Origin of the sequence: Methylomonas sp. DH-1 (assembly GCF_046097555.1) — a bacterium.
Lineage (GTDB): Bacteria > Pseudomonadota > Gammaproteobacteria > Methylococcales > Methylomonadaceae > Methylomonas > Methylomonas koyamae.
The window spans coordinates 4,608,686-4,625,792 of the sequence record NZ_CP143089.1 but is presented as its reverse complement, the minus strand read 5'-3'; the positions used below and the strand labels follow the sequence as shown (position 1 = coordinate 4,625,792).

At 60.1% G+C, this 17,107-nt stretch carries 14 protein-coding genes; 9 read left to right on the top strand and 5 right to left on the bottom strand.

The genetic code is table 11. The annotated features are described in order from the left end of the window. Window positions 1-36: 36 nt before the first annotated feature. Window positions 37-3,678, bottom strand: coding sequence for an HAD-IC family P-type ATPase (locus VXJ35_RS21120; protein WP_082881031.1), 3,642 nt, complete (start codon window positions 3,676-3,678; stop codon window positions 37-39). A gap of 382 nt (window positions 3,679-4,060) precedes the next feature. On the opposite strand from VXJ35_RS21120, the gene VXJ35_RS21115 reads away from it, so the two are divergent. The 4 genes from VXJ35_RS21115 to VXJ35_RS21100 all read left to right on the top strand — a co-directional run bounded on the left by VXJ35_RS21115 (window position 4,061) and on the right by VXJ35_RS21100 (window position 9,360). Beyond that, window positions 4,061-5,518, top strand: coding sequence for a hypothetical protein (locus VXJ35_RS21115; RefSeq protein WP_064023070.1), 1,458 nt, complete (start codon window positions 4,061-4,063; stop codon window positions 5,516-5,518). Next, window positions 5,515-7,482, top strand: coding sequence for a DUF3857 and transglutaminase domain-containing protein (locus tag VXJ35_RS21110; protein ID WP_064023069.1), 1,968 nt, complete (start codon window positions 5,515-5,517; stop codon window positions 7,480-7,482). The genes VXJ35_RS21115 and VXJ35_RS21110 overlap by 4 nt, the downstream gene beginning before the upstream one ends. A gap of 82 nt (window positions 7,483-7,564) precedes the next feature. After that, entirely contained in the window at window positions 7,565-8,701 is a 1,137-nt protein-coding gene (locus VXJ35_RS21105; RefSeq protein WP_064023068.1) for an efflux RND transporter periplasmic adaptor subunit, read from the top strand. Beyond that, a complete protein-coding gene (locus VXJ35_RS21100) occupies window positions 8,698-9,360 on the top strand; it encodes an ABC transporter ATP-binding protein (protein WP_064023067.1) in 663 nt (220 codons plus the stop codon). The genes VXJ35_RS21105 and VXJ35_RS21100 overlap by 4 nt, the downstream gene beginning before the upstream one ends. A gap of 5 nt (window positions 9,361-9,365) precedes the next feature. Here the strand turns inward: VXJ35_RS21100 and VXJ35_RS21095 are convergent, their stop codons facing one another. Further along, on the bottom strand, window positions 9,366-10,253 hold the full coding sequence (locus tag VXJ35_RS21095) for a DMT family transporter (RefSeq protein ID WP_231914802.1): 888 nt from the start codon (window positions 10,251-10,253) through the stop codon (window positions 9,366-9,368). Window positions 10,254-10,268: 15 nt separating this feature from the next. Beyond that, entirely contained in the window at window positions 10,269-11,261 is a 993-nt protein-coding gene (locus VXJ35_RS21090) for a helix-turn-helix transcriptional regulator (RefSeq protein ID WP_064023066.1), read from the bottom strand. Between the two features lie 369 nt (window positions 11,262-11,630). Here VXJ35_RS21090 and VXJ35_RS21085 point away from each other — a divergent pair, with 369 nt between their 5' ends. From VXJ35_RS21085 to VXJ35_RS21065, 5 genes are all read left to right on the top strand, one after another. Beyond that, window positions 11,631-12,836 carry an ABC transporter permease gene (locus VXJ35_RS21085; protein ID WP_064023065.1) on the top strand — a complete coding sequence of 402 codons (1,206 nt, stop codon included), beginning with the start codon at window positions 11,631-11,633 and terminating at the stop codon, window positions 12,834-12,836. A 3-nt stretch (window positions 12,837-12,839) separates the two neighbouring features. Continuing rightward, window positions 12,840-14,039, top strand: coding sequence for an ABC transporter permease (locus VXJ35_RS21080; protein ID WP_064023064.1), 1,200 nt, complete (start codon window positions 12,840-12,842; stop codon window positions 14,037-14,039). Window positions 14,040-14,286: 247 nt separating this feature from the next. Then, window positions 14,287-15,120: a VPLPA-CTERM sorting domain-containing protein gene (locus VXJ35_RS21075; protein ID WP_064023063.1), complete on the top strand. Its 834-nt coding sequence runs from the start codon at window positions 14,287-14,289 to the stop codon at window positions 15,118-15,120. A 129-nt stretch (window positions 15,121-15,249) separates the two neighbouring features. Next, complete coding sequence (locus VXJ35_RS21070; protein WP_064023062.1) at window positions 15,250-15,525, top strand: late competence development ComFB family protein; 276 nt, start codon at window positions 15,250-15,252, stop codon at window positions 15,523-15,525. 3 nt (window positions 15,526-15,528) lie between these two features. Then, a complete protein-coding gene (locus VXJ35_RS21065; protein ID WP_064023061.1) occupies window positions 15,529-15,735 on the top strand; it encodes a hypothetical protein in 207 nt (68 codons plus the stop codon). A 48-nt stretch (window positions 15,736-15,783) separates the two neighbouring features. On the opposite strand, the gene VXJ35_RS21060 is transcribed toward VXJ35_RS21065, so the two are convergent. Beyond that, a complete protein-coding gene (locus VXJ35_RS21060) occupies window positions 15,784-16,479 on the bottom strand; it encodes an OmpA family protein (RefSeq protein ID WP_064023060.1) in 696 nt (231 codons plus the stop codon). Window positions 16,480-16,512: 33 nt separating this feature from the next. Next, complete coding sequence (locus tag VXJ35_RS21055; RefSeq protein WP_064023059.1) at window positions 16,513-16,920, bottom strand: exosortase system-associated protein, TIGR04073 family; 408 nt, start codon at window positions 16,918-16,920, stop codon at window positions 16,513-16,515. Between the last annotated feature and the right edge of the window lie 187 nt (window positions 16,921-17,107).

Sequence of the window (17,107 nt, the reverse complement as noted above, 5' to 3'; positions counted from 1 at the left end):
CCTTCAACGCGGCCGGCCCGAGGCCGGCCGCGGCGGTCAGCGCACAATCAGAACGTCGCATTTCGAATCGGCCAGAACGTGCCGGGTTACGCTGCCGATCAGCATTTCCTTGACGATGGATTGGCCCTGTTTGCCCATCACGATCAAGTCCGCTTGAAACTCCGCTTCCTTGGCCAAAATTACCGCGGCCGGGCTGCCGGGTTCGACCAGGCGGACAAAGCAATCCTGCCCGCTCGCGGTCTGCTGCATCAGATTGCCGATCTTGCTGTAGGCATGTTGTCTGGCCTCTTCGCAATAACGCTGCATTTCCGCATCGAGTTGGTCGACGATATGGCGTTCGCCGGCGAACGGTATCGTAAAGGCGTGAATTAGCCAAATTTCGGCGTCGGGTGCGATAAGCATTGCGGTTTTCAGTGCCGCCACGGAGTGCGGCGAGAAATCCACCGGTACCAGCACTCTGCGGTACGCCGCCTGCGCCGGGCGTTTCACGACCAACACCGAGCCTTGATAAACCTGCAGCAGCCGATCGGTCGTCGACCCCAATAACATGTCGCGGATCGGATTGGCGCCGCGCGCACCCAGCACCAGCAAATCGGCGCGTTCGGCGGCAGACAGGATTTCGTCGAATACCCGGCCGATTTTGACCCGCGACACCGCGGCCACTTGCGTTTCCCGCGCGATTTCGGTTCTGACCTCGTCCAGCCTATGTTGGGCATCCGCGACGAGTTTGGCTTCGGCGGCATCGTGCGAACGGATCAATTCGGCCACCGCATTCAAGGAGGTCTCGTCCACCACATGCAACAATTTCAGCACGCCGTTATGGGTGGCGGCCAGCAGGGCGGCCTGGTGCGCCGCATTGCCGGCGTCGTCGGAAAAGTCGACTGCGGCCAACAGCGAACGCGGCACGGAAATCGGCCGTTGCTGCGGCGGCTGTTGCGATTCGGCGCGCGTGGCCGCTCTGTGGCGCTTTAACCGTTTCGCGCCGCGCAGCACGGCTTTTTCGAACTCGGCTACGGCGAACACGCCGGCGCCGGCCAGTAACACTTTGCTCCATTCTTCTAAGGACAGGTCGGTGGAACCGAACAGCGCCTGTAGCGGCCCGGCGTGGGTATAGGTCAGTTGCAGCAAGGCGCAGGCGAATATCGCGACCAGCACGTAGCGGTTGCCGAACAGCCCTTCCAGCGATAGTGCGGATTTGTAAATATAACGGCTGTTGACCAGGTAGAACATTTCCGCGGCCACGACCGAGCTGACTGCCATGGTCCGTGCCGTTTCCAGGCTGGAGCCGCGTTCGATTTCCCATAAAAACAAACCGAGCGAGCCGGCCATGATCAGCACGGAAACCATCAACACCCGCCAGGCGAAGAACCAGGACAACAAGGACTCTTCGGGGCTGCGCGGCGGCCGGCGCATCGCGTCGCGTTCCGGGTGCTCGAAGGCCAAGGCCAAACCCAGCGTGCTCGATGTGGCCATATTGATCCAAAGCACTTGCGCCGGCGTCAGCGGCAAGGTCAATTGGAACAGAATGGCCGCGATCACGACCAGCGCTTCGCCGCCGTTAGTCGGCAGCATGAATAGCACGAATTTACGGATATTGTCGTAAATGCCGCGGCCTTCGCGTACTGCGTTGGCGATGGTGGCGAAATTGTCGTCGGCCAGGACCATGTCGGCCGCCTCCTTGGCGACTTCGGTGCCTTTCAAACCCATCGCCACGCCGACGTCGGCCCGTTTCAAGGCCGGTGCGTCGTTGACGCCGTCGCCGGTCATCGCCACCACTTCTCCGCCGGCCTGCAAGGCCTGCACCAGACGCAGTTTGTGCTCGGGGCTGGCGCGGGCGAATATGTCGGCGTCGTTGACCACCTCGCGCAATTGCGGATCGTCCATCGATTCGATATCGGCGCCGGTCAAGGCCGACAGATTGCGGCCGATGCCCAGTTGCGCGCCGATGGCGCGGGCGGTATCCGCGTGGTCGCCGGTAATCATTTTGATCTTGATGCCGGCGCGTTGGCAGGCCGCCACGGCCGAAATCGCCTCGTCGCGGGGCGGATCGATAATGCCGACCACACCGAGCAATTCGAAACCGCCTTCCAGGTCGGCGAAGCTGAGGTCGTACTGGCCGGATGCGGCGGGTTTGGCGGCAATGGCCAGCAAGCGCAGGCCGAGTGCCGCCGCTTCGCCGGCGGCTTGTTGCCAGTATTCGACATTGACTGCCGCAGCATCGGTGCCGAATTGTTGGCCGCACATCGCCAAAATCCGCTCGGGTGCGCCTTTGGCGTAGATGGCCGCTTGGCCCTCGTGGTTGCGGTTCAGCGTGGCCATCAGCCTGTGTTCGGATTCGAACGGAATCACGTCGGCGCGCGGATGGTTACGGCGGGTCCAGTCAAGGTCGGCGCCGGCTTTGGCGGCGAAGGCCAGTAACGCGCCCTCGGTCGGGTCGCCTTCGATCTGCCAAATGCCGTCGGCGTTTTTACGCAGTTCGGCGTCGTTGCACAATACCGCGGCGCGGGCGATCTGCTGCAATTCGGGGTATTGCTCGGCGCTGGCCAGTTCGCCGTTGAAAAAGACGCCGCCCTCCGGAGAATAGCCGCCGCCGCCGATGTCGAAAATCCGGTTCGCCGTGACCAGGCGCTGTACCGTCATTTCGTTGCGGGTCAACGTACCGGTTTTATCCGAGCAGATAACGGTCACCGACCCCAGCGTTTCCACGGCCGGCAAGTGGCGGATAATGGCGTTGTGTCTGGCCATGCGTTTCATACCGAGCGCCAGCGTGATGGTCATAATCGCCGGTAGGCCTTCCGGGATTGCCGAAGCGGCCAGCGCCACCGCCATCATGAACATTTCTTGCGGCGAATGGCCGTGCCAGAGCACGCCGATCAGGAATGTCGCCGCGGACATGATTACGATGACCAGCGCCAACCAGTGGCCGAAGCCGGCGATCTGGCGCAGTAAGGGCGTGGTCACCGCCTGTACGTTTTCCAGCATCGTACTGATGCGGCCCAGTTCGGTATTGACGCCGGTGGCGACCACGAGGCCGGTCGCCTGGCCGGACGCCACCAGCGTTCCGGAATAGAGCAGGCAGAGCCGGTCGGCCAGCAATGCGTCGGCGGCTACCGGCGCCAGCGTTTTCTCCACCGCTGCCGATTCTCCGGTCAGGATGGCTTCGTTGACGCGCAGCCCCTTGCAGGCGATCAAACGCAGGTCGGCCGGCACCTTGTCGCCGGAAGCCAGCAGGACCAAGTCGCCGGGTACCAGCGCCTCCGCTTCGATTTCGATACGCACGCCGTTTCGGATCACGCTGGTGCGCAGCGACAACATATGCCGTATCGCGTCCATCGCTTGTTCGGCTCTGCCTTCCTGAATGAAACCGATGATGGCGTTGACCAGAACCGCGGCCAGCAGCACGCCGGTATCGACCAGGTCGCCGAGGAATGCCGTGGTCGCCGCGGCCGCCAGCATGATGTATATCAAGGCGTTGTGAAATTGCATCAGGAAGCGCAGCCATGCCGGTCGGACGCGCCGGCTGGGCAAGCGGTTGCGGCCGAACCGCTTCAGGCGCTGTTGCGCTGCTTCGCTCGTCAGGCCGTGGCGGCGGTCCGAGTCGAGCCGTTCCAGCGCCTCGTCCGCCGAGATTGCGTGCCAGTCGGCCTGCGGCAAATTGCTAAATGGTTGGTGGGACATAGCGCACTCCTGATGGTATTGGCCGGGATGAACAAGCCGCGATTGCCCGAACTGGATTGGGGGCGTACGGGACGCTGCGGTTAAGTCCTTACAGGCTTGCCGAACAACCGTAGCCGGATGTGGCGGCGTATTCTCCCAGTAAATTTATGGATTGGTATCCAGTCTATCCCGAAAAGCTTTCACAAACCTTTCAATGCTGTCGATTACGACCGCCGTGACCAAGCAAAGTGCGAAATTTCGGACTGGCGCCGGCTCGCCGATAAATCGGTTTGTCAAATGTCCGGTTTCATTTTAGAGTTTGTGCTGAGTGGCGCGAGGCTGGTCCTACGGAATCGCGCTCGAATCGGCAGTAGCCGGCAGGCTTTATTCATTCGGAACGGACATGGAAGAACATCATCGCAAAAAGGGCCGCTTTGGTTTGTACGCGCAAAGTTTGCTTTATCTGGCAGTAACGGTTTGGTCCGCCGTAGGGGCCGGGCAATCGCCGGCGGCAGGCGACGCACTGGCTTACCTGGCGCCGGCCGGGTTCGGCCTGATCGCATGGTACAGCGGCTACGCAGCGCTAAAACGTTACCGGGGCGGAGCCTGGTTTGTCGCCGGCAACGTGCTGTTGGCTTTGGCCGTGTTGATGTTGTCGGTGCTGTACGAGGGTTACCGTACCGCCAATCCCAATACGATGTTGGGAGCTGGAGTAGTCGCCGCAGTGGCGACGTTGGCGGCTTTGCCGCTGTTTTGGCGCGGCCACCAACGCCACCGGCGCTGGTGGCGGGCCGTTCACGGTTTTGCCGAATTCGAACCGGCGGCCGCGATCAGTCCCGAGCCGGCCGGCCCGGCCGCAAACGCCCCGCTTTTGCTCTACCCGCCGCATAGTAATTGGCGCTTGCTGTGGTTGATGCTGTTCAGCGCGACGTTGTATGCACCGTTTTTAATGTACCGGATTGCCAGCGATATAGCGGTATTGGCCGGCTCGCACTTGAATCCGCGGCGCTGCGCCTGGCAGATGTTGATTCCGCTTTACAATTTCAACGTGTTTTACCGGGTTGCCCGGCAAGCCGGGCGCTTGGCGCAAGCGGGCGGCATGGCGCTCAAGTTATCGCCGGCGGCCTTGGCGTTGATGTTGGTTGCGGCGACGTTGGCCAATTTCGCGATACCGCAATTTTTGTTCCTGCTCAGTTGCCTGCTGGCGTCCATACCCTGGCTGGTGTTGAACGCCTGGATGAATCGGTTGCGCACTGCGCAGCCTGCGCAGTGGCGGGCGCCGCCCGATCGTTATACCTGGCGTCAGCGCAGCGTGTTTTTGGCCGGCGCTCCTTTGATCGTCTTGGGTTTGCTGGGCAGCAAAACCGAGTTCGCTTACTTCGCCGCCCCGGCGTTGGCGGCGCAGCAGCAGGTTGCCGGCCCCGGCGCCGATTATTTTTTGACGATACCCGACAGCCAGTGGCGCGTGGTCGAGCGCGGCACCTTGTACCCAGATACCGATATCGAACTGGTCAATCGCACCAGCGGCGAATGGGTGGTGGTGCGCATCAGTCCCAGCCAGCAGCAAAGCCTGGACGGCTTCGTCGACCAGCGTCAGGCTTTGGTCGCCGCCAATTGGAACGATTACGAGATGCAGGAGACCCGGCGCTTCGCGGACGGCAGCGACAATATTCCGATGTCGTTGGCGCGCTACAGTTACAAGGGGCCGCTGACGTCGCGGGATTCGCCGCTGCTGGTTGCGACCGTATTGACGCCGGAACGGGTATTCGAAGTGGTCAGCCACGCCGGTAACCTGGCGAACGCCAGTGCGGCGCAATTGGTCGAAAGTTTTCGTTTGGCTGCCGGCGGGAACGAATCATGAGGATTTTAGTGTTGGCCGCCCTGTGCTGGTGGCATGGCGCGGCCTATGCGGCGGCCGGGCGCGATTTGAAATTGGCCGGCTATGCGCCGGATCTGGTGCGCTGGGTGCCGCGGGTCGAGCATAGTGACTACGCGGCGCTGGCGCCGGCGGCGGCGCGGATTGCGGAACTGAAACAGCTCGGTTACGGCAGCGTGGCCGTCGACGAAACTCACCAGCTGTATCTCGGCCGCGACCGCCAGATAGAGGAAACCGTTAGCGTCGCCCAGTTGTATTTGACGGCGAAAGGCGTAGAGAGCGACGGCAACAACGGCTTCTGGTTGGACGCCAACCACCAGCGCGCCGAAATCGAAGCCGCCTACGTGGTGCAGCCGGACGGCGCTATCGCCGACATCGACCCGAATACGCTGCAACTCAACAACCAGAATGTCTACAACATATTCACCGACACCGTGTACGTGACGGTGCCGTTTGCCCAACTGCGGCCGGGTAGTATCGCGGTGTTGCGCTATAAGATCGTGTCGGACCGCAATAAATTGCCGATGCCGTGGGCGCGCACCTTGTTTCCCGCCAATTTTTACCCGTTGGAACGTTTTCGCGCCGAAGTCCGCTGGGATGTTGCGGTGCCGCAGCCGGCTTGGCAAACCGACTACCCGAAGCTGGATTGCCGGCAAGGCAAGCAGGAATTGGTTTGCGCGACCACGGCCGCCGCCGCGCCTCTTCCGGTCGACAGCCAGATGCCGTCCGCTTTCGACCTGTTGCCGGTATTGGTGCTGGCCGAGCCGACCAGTTGGACGGCGGTCGCAGCGAGTATGGACAAACTTGCAGAGCCGGCCTTGAGCCGGGACGGCAGCATCGCGGACTTGGCGTTGCGTTTGCGCGGCGATGCCCGCGATGTTAAGGATATCGTCAGCCGCTTGAGTGGCTTCGTGGCGCGCGAGATCCGTTACGTCGGGCTGGAGCGGGGCAAGGGCAACGTTATTCCCAGGCCGACCGCGGCGACGTTGCAGCGCCGGTTCGGCGATTGCAAGGACAAGACCATGCTGTTCGTCGATCTGGCCCGCAACGCCGGACTGGACGCGTATCCGGTGCTGGCTTCGACCGGGCGGATGTCGCTGGCCAAACTGTTGTTGCCGAGCGGGGTTTACTTCAACCATATGCTGGCCTGCGTGAAGTCGGTGCAGGCCGGCGAAATCTGCGTGGATTTGACCGATCCCGACACCGGCGGCGGCCGTTTGCCTTACGCGTTGCAGGGCGCGGTGGCTTTGGCGGTCGGGCGCGATGCCAAAGCGCCGCATAATCTGGCCAGCGAAACCTTCACCTGGGTGGCGCAAACCACGGCCGATAACCGTCTGCATCCAGACGGCAGCGTGCAGGAAAGCCTGGCTCGGACTTACGATACCCATTGGGCGGCGGAAGTGCGGCGGGCGTTGGCGGTCAAGTCGCAGGAAGAACGCGAGCGCTGGCTACAAGACGATTACCGTTCGGTGATGGGGGATAAAGTAAAGCCGGCGTTCAGCGCCCAAGGGCTGGATACGCCTGACGCCGGTATAACGCTAGCGTCGACCGCCGAATACCGTAACGTGTTCGATCCGGCTTTACTGAAAATCTACCGCGATTACGAACCCTGGTTGAATTCGCTGGCGAAGGACGTCAGGTCCCGTAACCAATACTATCCGTACTCGTTCAAGGGCATCCATTACCGTAGCGAAATCCGCTATCGGCTACCAGCCGGGAAAAGCGTCGGCAATGTCGGCCCGAAAGCCGATTACCTGTCGCAATGGGGTTCCCTGCACCGGTATTACCGCCAGGACGGCGACAGCGTCACCGCTTATACCGATCTGCAAATGCCGCGGGCGGAAGTGCCGGTCGCCAAATTCGCCGAATTCAACCGCTTTCTGGACTTGGCCGGCCAGGAAACCCGGATCTCGTTCAGCTTGAGAGCCCGGAATCCGGCAGCCAACTGAAAGTGGCCCTGCCGGCGCCATTTTGAAAATCCTGCCGCGACACGGTAGGCTAGCCGGCAAAGCCCATTGGACCACGCCTCGTATGACTGGAAAAAAACTGCTAATTGCCGCTGCATTGTTGCTGGCCGGCATTGCCTTTATCTATGCCCGCCGCCCGCCACCGCTGGAAGTCGACACCTATACCTTGGCCGCAGGCGAAGTGCGGGCCAGCGTCTCCAATACCCGGGTCGGTACCGTCAAAGCCTGCCGCCGGGCCTATCTGGCGCCGGCTACCGGCGGCCAAGTCGCCGCATTGCACGTCAAGGAAGGCGACAAGGTCGGCCAGGGCCAAGTGTTGCTGGAAGTATGGAACCAGGATTTGAAGGCGCAGGTCGCGTTGCAAAAAGCGCAAATTCAAACCAGCCGGGCCAACGCCGAACAAGCCTGCCAATTGGCCGGCGGTGCCGAGCGCGAGGCGGCGCGGATGAGCAAATTGCAACAGCGCAATAACGTGGTGTCGGAAGAACAGGTGGACAAGTCGCTAACCGGCGGTAAGTCGCAGCGTGCGGCCTGCCGGGCCGCGTTACGCACTATCGGCGTGGCCGAGGCCCAGTTGGCCGTCGCCGAAGCCGCCGTGCAGCGCACCTTGGTCAGGGCTCCGTTCGACGGCACCGTGGCCGAAGTCAACGCCGAACTGGGCGAATTCGTTACGCCGTCGCCGCCCGGCATTCCGACGCTGCCGCCGATCGATTTGCTGGATCTCAGTTGCCTGACCGTGTCGGCGCCGATCGACGAAGTCGATGTGGCCCGGATTAGAACCGGCATGCCGGCCTGCGTCTCGCTGGACGCGTTTCCGGACAAACGCTGTTCCGGCGTCGTGACTCGGGTCGCGCCCTATGTGCTGGAAAAGGAGAAGCAGGCGCGGACCGTGGAAGTGGAAGTGACGTTACGCGAGCCGAAAGATCTGGCCGAATTGCTGCCCGGTTACAGTGCCGATATCGAAGTGCTGCTGGCCAGTAAAGACCAGGCGCTGCGGCTGCCGGCCGAAGCTATCCTGGAAGGTAATCGGGTGTTGCTGGTCGGTGCCGATAACGTGTTGCGCGAACGCAGCTTCGAAGCGGGGCTGACCAACTGGAATTACACCGAAGTATTGAGCGGATTGCAGGCCGGCGACCGGGTGGTGTTGTCGCTGGGTAAGGAAGGCGTGGCCGCCGGCGCGACGGTGCGCGCCAAGCCATGATCCGGCTCAGCGGCATCGAACGCCGTTTCCAGGTCGGCGAGCAGACCGTGCATGCCTTGAACGGCATCGATCTGGCCGTCGCCGCCGGCGAATATGTCTCGGTAATGGGGCCGTCCGGCTCAGGCAAATCGACGTTGCTGAACATCATCGCCTTGCTGGATCAGCCTTCCGCCGGCCAATATTGGCTGAACGGCCGCGATGTCACCCGCCAAACCGACAACGAATTGGCGCGTACCCGCCGCGATAACATCGGTTTCGTGTTCCAGTTTTTTCATTTGATTCCGCGGCTGACCGCGGCCGAGAACGTGGAAATGCCGATGGTTCTGGCCGGAATCGATCCCAAGCAACGCCGGGAACGGGTGCAGCAGGCCCTGGCCGAGGTCAACCTGAGCGACCGTGCCGAGCACCGGCCTAACCAGTTGTCCGGCGGCCAATTGCAGCGTATTGCCATCGCCCGAGCCATGGTCATGCGGCCGCCGATTCTGTTGGCCGACGAACCGACCGGCAATCTGGACAGCAAGGCCGGCCGGGATATCGTTAATCTATTGGAAGACCTGAACCGGCAGGGCGTGACGCTGATGGTGATTACCCACGACCGGCAAATCGGCGAGCGAGCCGGACGCCAGCTTAAAATCGTCGACGGCCGCTTGGCCGATTAGGGGCTTTAGCGCAAAAACGGCAACAAAACGCCAAACACGGCGATCAGCGCCGCGCCAAGCAAAGCGCTTTGGGCCGGAATCTGGCCGAACAGGACTACCGCCCAGACCAGGCTCAAAACCGGCGCCAGATAGCCGATCGAACTGACCAGCGCGGCCGGTGCCCGTTGGTAGGCGCGGGTCATGAAATGCTGGGCGCCGCTGCCGAAAATGCCGACCAGCAATAGCAAGCCCCAGACCGGGTAAGCCTGCGGCAGTTCTGCGCCGAAAACCGCGAAATAAAGCGCGTGCAACGGCAATGCGACCAGGCAGAAATAAAAAATCACCGTTTGCGGCGGGTTGCTGCGGCCGGCCCGGGCCACCATCAAATACGCCAGTGCCGATAACAGGCCGGAGAGCAGCGCCATCGATTGGCCCAGCAGATTGTGGCTGTCGTCAATATCGAACAACAAAGATACGCCGCTAAACGCGCCGATAATCGCCAGCCAGGCGCGCAGCGAGTTGCGCTGTCCCAAAATCGGTTGCCCCAACAATGCGACGAATATGCCGCTGCTGGCCGTTAAAAACGCGCTTTCGCCGGGGCCGATGCGGACTATAGCGGCGAACGACAGCATTAATGCCGACGCGCCGAACAGGCCGCGCAACCATAGCGAGGGCCGGCCATCGCCGAACAGCGCCTTGGCCCGGCCGCGAAGCAAGGCCGGTAACAGCAGGATCAGTAAATTGGCCAGAATCCGGAAAAAGCTGATCACACCGGCCGCTAAGGCCGCATCGAACCAACGGACCGCATAAACGCTGGCATTCATCAACGAAAACAACAGGCAGGCCAGCACCATATCCAGCAGGCCGCGGCGAATTAAAGTTCTGGAGTTTGGCGGCGGAAAATTATCTTTCACGCCGGTCCGTTGGCTTTACACGGGATTGGTTCCCTTGGGCGGCGCACCGGCGGGTTTGGCGATTTGGCGAGGTGGGATTCCAAAATATTTGCTGAAGGCAGCGCTGAAATTACTGGCGTGATTATATCCGACTAATTCGGCAACGGCATCGATATGGCCAGCGCCGGTTTCCAGCAAACGGTAAGCCGTATGCATTTTAGTATCCAGCACAATGCCGTACGGCGTGTTGTCGAAATAATGGTGGAATAATTGTTTTAATTTGAATTGGTTGCTGCCGATGCGTTTGGCTAATTGCGCGGCCGACGGCGGCGTGCGGAATTCGTTAATTAAAATGGCGCGCGCCGCGTAGGCCAAGGCCCGATCTTTTTCGGTAAAGCGGTATTGGCTGTCCGGAGTATTTTGCCAGAGGTGGTGCATTTCTGCGGCTAATATCGACATGGCCTGGCCGTGTATAAACATGCGTTTCAAAGGTGGCGCAATATTGCATGCGGCTAATTGTCTGGCGGCAATTAATGCCGAGTTTGAAATGGGTTTATAACTTAGTAATTTGACGTCGCCATTATTAAATAAACGCGCCGCGGCGGATTCGCCGATATATTGCTCAAGTCGGGTTTTCGTCAGCGAAAAACGTAACTGCACCAGTTCGGTATCGGCGCGGTATTGGCATTCGCCGTTACTGCAATTGAAGGCCGTGATCGAGGTATAGCCTTGGTTGAAAACGATAGCCTCGCCGCCTTGCTCGACGAAGCGCGAGCCGCCTTGCATGCCCAGCGTGACGACCAGGCGCGGTTCCTGGCGGTCGATGTGGGTCGAGATCGCCAAGTCGCGGTTTGGCGTGTAGCGGGTCTCGATGTAACTCAGATCGGCGTCGAGCTGGTACACCGCCGTATGGCCGCTGCCTAGTAAGTCGGGTAGCGATTGTATGGATTGGTCCGGCAATTGTTGCAACGGCAAATCGTGTTGATCGATTTTATAATGTCCGGCAGTTATTATGGCGGGGTGCGGCATATAGCGGTCTTTATTAAACTGTGTTATTTGGCGTATTTTAAGGTGATTTTATGGCGAGTTATATCGGCAATTGTTTATACCATAAAATATTATCCGGACTGGTAGTTTGGCCGGTTTTCGGGTAATTAATTTCGCGCGGTTTTTAAACATTGCCGGCGATGTCGTGGCGGCAGGTTTTCCAGGTTATAACCGCGGGTTTACGGCGAGAATAGGCCTGAACTATGCGCGATTCCGGCCAAAGCGGGCGGCGTTCAGCCTCGCGGCTAGGACAAGCGCTAAATCGTCTTGATGCGAATGTGCGTGCGGCCGGCAACAGGCGCCGGCGCCGGCTTGGGGTAAACTGTTGCCAACACCGTATCGGCAAGGGCCATGCTGCACCGAGATTTACTGATCCAGGCCGTCAAGGCCATCCGCACCCAACCGTTGCGGGCCGCGCTGATTATCCTGGCGATGAGCATCGGCGTGGCCTCGGTCAACGTCTTGACGGCGTTGGGCGATAGCGCCCGGCGCTATGTGGTGCATGAATTCGAGTCGCTGGGTACGCATCTGGTCATCGTTTTGCCTGGCCGGAACGAAACCACCGGCGGCCATCCGCCGCTATTCGGCGAAACGCCGCGCGATTTAACGCTGGACGACGCCGCGGCCTTATTCCGCAGCCGCCAGGTCGCGGCAATCGCTCCGGTCAGTATCGGTTCGGCGCCGGTGTCGGTGGCCGGGCTGGAGCGGGAAACCAATATTATGGGGTCGACCCATTCGTTGCTGCGGGTGCGGCATTTGACGATGGCACAAGGCGTGTTTTTGCCGGAAGCCGAAGCGGATAAGGAGCTGCCGGTGTGCGTGATCGGTAAAAAAATTGCCGACGAATTATTTGCTCGGCGTAAGGCCGTCGGCGAGTGGCTACGCATTAACGACCGCCGCTTTCGGGTCGTCGGCGTTTTGGCCAAGGAGGGCCAGTCGATAGGCACCGGTTTCGACGAGTTGGTGATCGTGCCGGTGGCCTCGGCGCAGGCCTTGTTCGATAGCCATTCGTTGTTTCGGATATTGATCGAAGCGCATTCCGAGGCGGCGATGCATAAAGCGGTCGACGAAGTGCGGGCGATCATCAAATTACGCCACGAAGGGGAAGACGACGTGACCATCATCACCCAGGACAGCGTGGTCAATACCTTCGACAAAATCCTGACTGCATTGACCTTGACCGTGGCCGGCATTGCCGCGGTCAGTTTGGCCGTGGCCGGCGTGTTGGTCATGAACGTGATGTTGGTCAGCGTCAGCCAGCGTACCGCCGAAATCGGCTTGCTGAAGGCATTGGGGGCCACGCGCGGCCAATTGCTGCGCTGGTTCCTGTGCGAAGCCGCCCTGTTGTCGCTGGCCGGTGCGTTGTGCGGCAGTCTGCTGGGGCGGATCGGCATCGAGGCGCTGCAGTGGTGGTTTCCGAATTTCCCGGTCGCATTGCCGGCTTGGGCGATGTTGGCGGCGTTAGCGGTGGCATTGGCGACGGGATTGGTGTTCGGCGTGATGCCGGCGCGGCGAGCCGCGGCGCTGGAGCCGGTCGCGGCTTTGAGCAGGCGTTGAGCGATGGTTTGGCAAGACTTATTCAAGCTGGCGCTGGGCAGTATTACTAGCCATAAACAACGCTCGTTGTTGACTGCGTTGGGGCTGATCATCGGCATTGCCGCGGTTGTGATCTTGACCTCGATCGGCCGCGGCGTCCACGGCTTTGTCTTGGGCGAGTTCACCCAGTTCGGTACCCATTTGTTGGCGGTCTATCCCGGTAAGACCACCACCTTCGGCTTGTCGGGCGCGACCATCAGTACGGTCAGGCCGTTGACGGCGGCCGATGCCGAAAGTCTGCAGTCGGTCGAATCCGTGTTGGCGGCGATGCCTTTGGTGCAAGGCAATGCCAGAATCGAAGCCGGCGGCAAGCAGCGGCGCAGCAATGTGTTCGGCGTCGGGCCGGCATTGCCGCAAGTGTGGCGGATCGGAGTCGACAGCGGCCGCTTTCTGCCTGAGGAAGGTGCCGATAATGCCAGGCCGTTCGCGGTACTCGGCAGTAAAGTGCGGCAGGAATTGTTCGGCGAAGCCAGTCCGTTAGGGCAGCGTATCCGTATCGGCAGCGACCGGTTTCGCGTGGTCGGCGTAATGCATAGCAAGGGCCAGATGCTGGGTTTCGATCTGGACGACACGGTGTTTATTCCCAGCGCCAGGGCGATGGAGATGTTCGACCGCCAAGGCCTGATGGAAATCGACGTGTTGTACCGGGGAGACGCCAGCGCGGAACGGGTCGAGCAGGCCGTCAAGCACCGCTTGTTGGCCCGGCATGGCGCGGAGGATTTTACCATCGTCACTCAGAACCAGATGCTGGAGAAGATGGACTCGGTATTGAGCGTGCTGACGTTGGCGGTGGCGGCGTTGGGCGGGATCTCGCTGCTGGTCGGCTCGGTCGGGATTTTGACGATCATGACTATTGCCGTCTCGGAGCGGGTGGCGGAAATCGGTTTGTTGCGCGCGATCGGCGCCGAGCGCGGCACCGTGTTCCGTTTGTTTCTTGCGGAAGCGGTATTGCTCAGTCTGGCCGGCGGTTCCGGCGGGGTTGGGTTGGGCGTCGGCGTCGTGAAACTGGTGGCCGTGCTGCTGCCGGCTTTACCGGTGCAGTTGGCCTGGAATTATATCGGTTTGGCGTTTGCCGTGTCGTTGGCGATCGGCGCCGCGGCCGGCGTGGCGCCGGCGGTTAAAGCCGCCCGCCTGAAGCCGTTGGATGCCCTGCGCGCCGAGTGAAGCGAAAGCCGGCTGGTGCGGCGGTTGCGGTTGATCCCGAAATTCCGCCAGCGCACCATCGAATTAAGGCAACTTAGCATGCGGGCTAGTATCTGTCCGATGCGTCCATGATAATTGCGCGCGGTCTGAGTGGCCTGGATGCTTAAGGCTTTTTAAAACTCGGGTCGTCGTCATGGCAACTGAACTGGCGAGAGGATCGCGGGTCGCTTGCTTTCAAAATACTTACATGGAACAGGATCAGTAATTTATGAAAACCACAACAAAAACTTCTCTGGCGATTATCGGCGGTCTGGCGTTGGCAGTGAATGCCGGGGCGGCCTGGAGTTCGCCGACGCAAGCGACGGCGTTGATCGATTGGAGCTCGTTAACGATCAAGACCGTCGGCTTGGGCGACGTCGCTCCGACCTACACGTTAAGCGGACTGGGCGGCAATTCCAACACCAACACCAGCGACTGGTTGCGTTGGAGCAGCGATACGTCCACTTCGGGTAGCGTGTTCGGCGCCGGTGTGGGCGGCAGCGGCCAGGGCAGCGGTTCGGCCTCGGCGCAGCGTAGCGCCAATTTCACGATATCCGGTAGCGGCTTTTTGATGCTGACGGCAAATTATTCGCTCAGCGCGGAGATCAACGGTATCAATTGCTACGACTATTACTACTGCTCCGGTGCCAATGCCAGCGTCAGCTTCGATTTAAGCAACGTCTCCGCCAACGGTTCGCAAAGCCACCAGTCCCACGCCGCGCAGTCGGTCAATCTGGGCAATTACTGGCAATCGCCGTTAACATCGGACAGTAAGCAGGGCGTGCTATCGGTAGGGGTCATCGTCAATAACGGCGACGTCTTGAATTTCTCCGCCGCGGTCGCCGCGTCGGCCGCAGATACTGCCAGCGGCCAGACCGAATTGCCGGGAGGAGGCAGTGTCGTGTTGAGTAGCGGTTCCGGCTCGGTAACGACCACTCTGGTTAATCCCATCGTCAATTTTCAATTGACCGCGGTGCCGCTGCCGGCTAGCGTCTGGCTATTGGGAACCGCTCTGGCCGGCCTGTTGGGCCTTGGCCGCAAACGGCAAACGTCGCTAGTGTAACGCTGCTGCAGGCCGGGGCGCCGTTTTCATAACCCGGTTCCGCAACAAACGGCGTTCCGTCCGCCGCTAGCGGCGGCGGATTCTCGGCTATGCTTAACCGGCTACCGATTATCCGACAGAGAGACCTTTATGTTGAACATCAATAACTATTACGAACGGCTGGTCATGGACCAATTGTGGAAACTCGGCGAACAGGCTGACCAGCCTTTCAGCCAGGCATTTCAAGAAGATGTCGCCTGTCTGGCCTTGAACCGATTGCCGCCGTGTTATGTGCGCAATACTATCGATAAAGGGATTAATGTCAGCGAGGCGCAGTATTTGGAAATGGTTGCCGCGGTGAACGGTGCCATCGAACAGGCGATACGGCAAGTCACGAGCCGGCCGCGCCAGGATCGGGAGCAATAAGCCATGAGGCTTGTGTTGCCGGTATCGTGCTTGAGCGTTTTTCTGGCGGCTTGCGGCGGTTCGCAACCGAATGCAACTGCGGCGGAGGCGGCGCAAAAAAATAAGCCGGTTTACGAGGCGGTGGTTGAGCCGTTGGATCGGGCCAAGCAAGCGGAAAGCGAAGTGTTCAAAAGTGCCGAACGGCAGAAAAAGCAGGCAGAAGAGCTGTAAGTGCGGCCCGCCCCGCCGGATTGGAACCGACGGGGCAGGATTCGCGGGTTATTTCAATTTCGGGCAGTCGATATAATCGGGATGTGCGGAAATAACCACGGCAACGCGGTGTTTTTGATCCGCCGTGTTATCCGGTCCACCCGCTTCGCCGATAGCTTTGACGATCAATTGCGACGCTCTGGCGCCATTATTGATCAGCAGCTCGCTGACGGTTTTAGCCCGTTTTTCCGATAATGCTTGGTTAGCGGCCGGTTTGCCCACTGTGTCGGTGGAAGCGGTGACAGTCGCCGTGGCATCGGGATGGTCGTGTAAAAAGTGGCCGATATGGCTGATGGTGTCTTCCTTGGTTTTAAACGGCACATGGCTACCCGATTTGAAATAGGCCACCGTTTCATGAATGGTTTCGACATGGTGGTGGTTTTGTGAATGCACCTCTGTCAGCCACGCACACATTTCCTTTTCCGATTGCAAACGATGCTGGGCGGCTGCCTGAGCGGCTTCCAGCGCGGCTTGCTTCTCGTCTATGTTCCAGTAATAGTCTTTTTCCCAGTGTTCCAGGATCTCGTTGGCGGTTTCCAGATTTTCTTCCGCTAATTCCTCATGCAACATGGATTGGCCGTAATGGCCGGCCATGGCCGCGTCGATTTCGGCTTTCAGAGCGGAAGTATCTTGCTTGGGCGTGCTGCAAGCGCTGAGCGTTAACGCGATGGCCGCGGCAGGCAGATATGTATATTGTTTTTTCATGGTTGTAATCTCCTTAAACTCTTAGCGCTTAGCTTATTCGCCGTCGTCCAGCGGACCGTAATGGGTCCAATAGCCCGGCAAATGCAGACCGAAATAGCGGGTATCCTCGCTAAACCGCTCCCAAGGGTAAGCCGGAGAGATAAACTCGTCGCTAGGGATAGGGGCGCTGATAAATTCCACCGCGCCGATCAACGTGCGGTCAACCGTATGGGCCACGCCGCGCAGCAAGCCCCAACTCATGCCCAGCAGGATGTTTTGCTCGCTGCTGATGTTGACAATGTTTCTGGGCAACTCGAGGACGCCGCCGGCCATGTTAAAAAAGCCTTGGCTGACTTTGTCGGTGAAGCCGGACAAGTAGCTTTGGTGCCCGTCGGCATTGGCCGCCGGCGCCAGCAGCATGCCGGTCAGGAGGCAGGTGGAAAGGAATTTGTTATTTTTCATTTTAGTATCTCCCATGGTGTTGCAATGATGATTCCGCTTAGCACACTAAGCATAGCAGTAAAATGCCAAAAACACTGGAAGTCAGACACTAACCCATGTTGCAGGCATTTGCAAACCCTAACATCGATGGCGGAGCCAAGCGATGGGCGGCCGTTTTGCGCCGCCTGAAACGGCTGGTGGGAGTAAG